Source organism: Bradyrhizobium sp. YR681 (genome assembly GCF_000282615.1).
Lineage (GTDB): Bacteria > Pseudomonadota > Alphaproteobacteria > Rhizobiales > Xanthobacteraceae > Bradyrhizobium.
Genome location: NZ_AKIY01000003.1, coordinates 1 through 705 on the forward strand (window position 1 = coordinate 1; position 705 = coordinate 705).

1 protein-coding gene and 1 pseudogene are annotated in these 705 nt (G+C 64.0%); both read right to left on the minus strand.

Annotated features, from left to right (window positions below; genetic code table 11):
- Positions 1–273, minus strand: a pseudogene (locus PMI42_RS00015) (ABC transporter substrate-binding protein); the annotation flags it as partial.
- 72 nt (positions 274–345) lie between these two features.
- The coding region (locus PMI42_RS00020; protein WP_008129330.1) for a TOBE domain-containing protein at positions 346–705 on the minus strand (360 nt) is incomplete at its 5' end.

Genomic DNA, 705 nt, shown 5'->3' on the forward strand with positions numbered 1-705 from the left:
GGCCCCCGCCGCTTTGGGGCGGATGTCCTCCCAGCTCTCGGCCTCGAGCTTGACCTTGACGCCGGTCTTCTCGGAGAACGCCTTGGTCTGCTCGGCGAACTTGTCGAACTCGGCCTGGATGAACTGCTTCCAGCGCAGGACGCGGATGGACGCGTTCGGCTCCGGCGTGTTGGTCCACTCCGCCGCGCGGACCGGGACGATGCCCGGGCCGGCCAGCAATGCTGCACCGCCCAGGCCAGCTTTAAGCACACTTCGCCTGTCGAAATTGCTCATCGTTCTCTCCCTAAGATTTTGTATTTATATTTGGTAGTTCTTGGGCAGTCTTTGGGCAGTCCTTCGGCGTCGCTACAGGCGTTTGCCCGTCGCGTCGTCGAACAGATGAACCAGTGACGGGTCAGGCTTCAGCTTGACCTTGTCGCCCGGATTGAACTGGTGACGCTCGCGGAACACCGCGACCACCTGCTCGCCGCCCACCTTCGCAAACACCTGCGTCTCCGAGCCGGTCGGCTCGACCACGATGATCTCGGCATCGGCGCCGTCGTCCGCGATGGTGAAATGCTCGGGCCGCACGCCATAGACGACAGGACGGCCGTCGGACGCCGTCGGCGCGTTCTTGAGCGGCAGCTTGACGCCGTTCGGTCCCTCGAAGGTGGCAACGCCGTTGACGCGCACATGGCCCTTCAGGAAGTTCATGGCGGGGGAGCC